At 66.6% G+C, this 3,649-nt stretch carries 3 protein-coding genes and 1 pseudogene; 3 read left to right on the top strand and 1 reads right to left on the bottom strand.

The features are described from left to right. Positions 1-104 precede the first annotated feature (104 nt). Positions 105-1,707, top strand: a pseudogene (locus tag ACWFR1_RS40060) (ISL3 family transposase). A 56-nt stretch (positions 1,708-1,763) separates the two neighbouring features. Beyond that, complete coding sequence (locus ACWFR1_RS40055) at positions 1,764-2,198, top strand: DUF4259 domain-containing protein (RefSeq protein ID WP_453560950.1); 435 nt, start codon at positions 1,764-1,766, stop codon at positions 2,196-2,198. A gap of 65 nt (positions 2,199-2,263) precedes the next feature. Here ACWFR1_RS40055 and ACWFR1_RS40050 read toward each other — a convergent pair whose 3' ends face one another. Next, positions 2,264-2,794, bottom strand: coding sequence for a GNAT family N-acetyltransferase (locus tag ACWFR1_RS40050; protein WP_453560947.1), 531 nt, complete (start codon positions 2,792-2,794; stop codon positions 2,264-2,266). A 251-nt stretch (positions 2,795-3,045) separates the two neighbouring features. Here ACWFR1_RS40050 and ACWFR1_RS40045 point away from each other — a divergent pair, with 251 nt between their 5' ends. Continuing rightward, a complete protein-coding gene (locus tag ACWFR1_RS40045; RefSeq protein ID WP_453560944.1) occupies positions 3,046-3,423 on the top strand; it encodes a hypothetical protein in 378 nt (125 codons plus the stop codon). Positions 3,424-3,649: the final 226 nt, after the last annotated feature.

Here is a 3,649-nt window from a genome sequence, read left to right as displayed (position 1 = left end):
GCGGAAGCTCCGCTGCAGCACCACCCGAATCACCGCGGTCGTCCGAGCCGTCGTCGCCCTCGAACTCGCCAGCTGATCAAGATGGAAAAGGCTCAGTCCGGGCCGTGGAAGACGTTGCACTCCAGCTGAAGGAGCTGCTGTTCCCGGCGATCGCGGACATCGCGGTGCGGTCGGTGGACGTGAGTATCGAGAACGTGCGCCTTGACGCGCGGTGCACCACGGCCGGCGCCGCCTGCCCGAGATGCGGAGTCTGCTCGACCCGGGTTCACAGCTCCTACCTGCGGTTTCTCGCTGATGTCCCGAGCGCCGGACGAAGCGTCGTACTCCAGCTGCGAGTCCGGCGGTTCCGGTGCGGGAACACCAAGTGCCCACGTAGGACGTTCGTGGAGCAGATATCCGGTCTCACCCGCAGGCACGGCCAGCGCACCGAACGACTGCGTTCCATCCTGACCGCAGTCGGCCTCGCCCTGGCTGGCCGGGCCGGCGCCCGCCTGGCTGCAGTGCTCGGCATGTCCGTCAGCCGGAGCACGGTCCTGCGCCTGGTCGAGGCGCTGCCCGAGCCGGAGGTGCCGATGCCTCGGGTGGTCGGCGTCGATGAGTACGCCACCCGCAAGGGCCGCCGCTACGGCACTGTCCTGGTGGACGTCGAGACCCGTCGTCCGATCGATCTCCTGCCTGATCGAGAGGCATCAAGCCTGGCCGCCTGGCTCGCCCAGCGGCCAGGGATCGAGGTCGTCTGCCGGGACCGCGCGCCGTTCTTCGCGGAAGGCGCCACAGCCGGGGCACCCCAGGCGACGCAGGTCGCGGACCGTTGGCACTTATGGCACAACCTGGGGGAAGCCGCTGAGCGTGCGGTGGCCCGACACCGCCAGTGCCTTCGGGTTCTGGTCCCCGATCCCGAGGCGAAGACTAACGAACCGGCGCCGCCCGAGGAGAAGGCGGATTCGCCTTGGCGGAGCAAGCGGTTCGCCAACCGCGTCCGAGCCCGGCATGCCACGGTGCACGCGCTGCTGGAAGCCGGCCACAGCCGCCGCTCCATCGGGCGTCAGCTCCAGATGACCCACCGCACCGTTCAAGAGCCTCGCCGACGCTGCGAAACCGGAAGACCTCTTCCGCGGCCAGTGGCAGCACAACAGGACCTCCGTCCTCGACGAGTACAAGCCCTTCCTGGACCAACGCTGGGACGAGGGCTGCACCAACGCCTGGAAGCTCTGGGAGGAGATCGTTCCCTTGGGCTATCGCGGCAGCTACGGCCGGGTCAGCGCCTACCTGCGAGAGAAGCGCACCTCGCCACGGCCGGTCACCGCGCAACCGCCGGCACCCCGCGTGGTGACGCGATGGATCCTGAGCCGACCCGAGACGCTGACCGAGATCGAACAGCTCCGGCTCAAGGCCGTCCTGGCCAACTGCCCCGAACTCGATGCCCTGACCGGTCACGTTCGGTCCTTCGCCCACATGCTCACCGAGCGCCAGGGTGAACGACTCCCTCAGTGGCTCGACGCCGTCCGCCAGGACGACCTGCCCAGCCTCCACACTCTCGCGGCCGGCATCGACCGGGACCGCGACGCCGTCATCGCCGGCCTGACGCTGCCCTGGAACTCCGGGGTCGTCGAAGGACACGTCAACCGGATCAAGATGCTCAAGCGCCAGATGTTCGGCCGCGCAGGCTTCGGCCTTCTTCGCAAACGGGTCCTGCTCGCCCCATAGTCGTGTTGTCAGTGCCTGATGCAAGGATCCGGACGACCATACGCAAGGAGATCAGCATGGGCACCTGGGATACCGGTCCCTTCGACAACGACACAGCCGCGGACTTCGCCAACGCGCTCGACGAAGCCGAGCCCGAGGCACGTGAAGCCCTGATCCGAGGCGTTCTCATACGGACTATCGACGCCACCGGCTACCTCGCGGAAGCGGAAGAAGCGGTGGCAGCCGCCGCTTTGATCGCGGCGCAAAAATGCCCGGGAGGCGAACCCGTCGACATGTCCTACGGCCCGGAAACACCGATGCCCGTGTTCCCTTCAGACCTTCGGGCACTCGCCGACGAAGCACTCGCCCGCATCGTCGACGACGAGGATGGGCCAGCCTCAAACTGGGTCGACCCGGAGGACTGGAAGCAGTGGCGAGCCATACTGACGCGCCTTCGCGCAGTGCTTGTCCCGCCGCCCCCGTCCATTGCTCTCTTCGACGTCCAGCCGTAACGGAGCGTCACTCAGCACGGAAGCTGAGCCAGAACCTGAGAAACGACAGCACCCCGCAGGCGGCGCTACGCAGTGGAGCGCCATTCACCTTCGAGGCTGCTGAAGATCATGGAGTCTCGCCAGCCGTCGCGGAGCAGCGCCGTGTCGCGCAGGCGTCCCTCATACGTCATACCGATCTTGGACAGCACTCGGGAGGAGCCGAGATTCCTCGGGTCACAGGTGGCATGGATCCGATGGAGCCCCAGCTCGCCGAACCCGTGCGCGAGCAGCTGCCGGCCTATTTCCGTGCCGATGCCCTGCCCCCATACCCGGGGATGCACGATGTATGAGATCTCGCCCTGGCGCTGCTTATGGCTGCGGACATGCAGCTCACCCATGCCCACCACATCCCGCCCGACGCGGGCGACGTAGGGGAACCGGCGCTGAGGGGTACCCGACCAGGCCTTGACCGCCGAGTCCACGAAGTCCTGCGTCTGGACCTCTGTGTTCGGCCCCCAGGACTGATAGCGGCACACCTCCGGGAGGCACGCCCACGAGTGAACGGCGGGCCAGTCCTCCAAAACGATCTTGTCCAAGGATACCGAGTGCTGACTCATAGGACGATCATGAACGGGGCGACGCGCGAAGATCAAGATCAGGGGGCCCATCACGCTGCACTGACGGCCATGCGGGGAGGAAGGCTCGGTGCTGGCAGTTCTCGTGAACACTGCGAGGCACTCCCTGGCCGAGTGCGCCTCCCCAACCGACGTCGAATTGCTGCTCCTTCTCGTGGACAGAGCCAGCCAGCCAGAGCGTGGCCGGAACCAGCCCTGCGCCATCGCTATCAGCGGTTCTACGCTGACCAGCCATGACCGACTACCGTGCCCAGGCCGTAAACGCCCTGAACACCTGTGCCGACCCCGGTACCCGTGGGGTGATCGCAGCTCTCCTGCATGTGGCCTCACTCCTCGAAAGCACCCTCGGAGCCGCCCAGCCGACCAGGGGAGACGCCCCACAGGGACAGGTGTGGCGTAACGCGGCAGTGACCCGCTTGAAGAACCAGGATGCCAACATGCACAACCCCTGGCTGAACGTCCAGGCGATCCATGACTGGTTGGCAGGGCAGAGTTTCGAGGTGTCCAGGGAGGAAGTGTCCGTCGCACTGTGGGAGCTGTGTGAGGCCGGGGTACTTCGCTCGAACGGCTCCGGCATCCCGGCCTTCGCTGCGGTCGCCAAGGAAAGGTAGACAGCAGCGCCGATGCTGCCCAGCGCGCCGTTCCCGTCGCTGGCGGCGCCCGAAGCAGAAGCCCACCGCGTACAGCTGGCCTCTGCCGAGGAATGGGATCCGCGCCGCAACGTGCTGGGGGCAGCTCTAGTACCAACGCCGTTCAGTTAAGGGTGGGGGTTGTTCGTCAAGGCCGGTGAACGAGGCAGCGGAGCTGCTGTAGAAGAGGGTTGTCCTCCAAGACATC

The sequence above is a fragment of the Streptomyces sp. NPDC055103 genome (genome assembly GCF_053607625.1).
This window is presented reverse-complemented; position numbering and strand designations above follow the sequence as displayed.